1 pseudogene is annotated in these 265 nt (G+C 45.3%); it reads right to left on the minus strand.

What is annotated here, in order from left to right:
* Positions 1-53: 53 nt before the first annotated feature.
* Positions 54-265: pseudogene (locus tag AAEY57_RS20215) on the minus strand (YgiQ N-terminal domain-containing protein); the annotation flags it as partial.

The following is a 265-nucleotide window of genomic DNA, read 5'->3' on the forward strand; positions in this document are numbered from 1 at the left end:
GGAATACGCTGATACGGCAAACCAAATACAGCATCCATCTCATGTGTTTCTCATGGATATGCTGGCGGGTTTACCCAAATAGAGCGATCGCCATGTCGTTGGTAAAGCGCTCTTGCACAACCAGGGTTTGTTTCTTGGTGTAAAATTCGCGAAGCGTGGGCGTATAAAGGTTTGTTAACACTTACTTGCTCATAAGCAGGTAACTTAACGTAAGTTTTTTCCCATGGCTTAGGTCGCGCAGGCTGAACCATAATTGGTTTTGCAG

Origin of the sequence: Pseudoalteromonas sp. MER144-MNA-CIBAN-0113, from assembly GCF_040308965.1 — a bacterium.
Classification (GTDB): Bacteria; Pseudomonadota; Gammaproteobacteria; order Enterobacterales; family Alteromonadaceae; genus Pseudoalteromonas; species Pseudoalteromonas tetraodonis.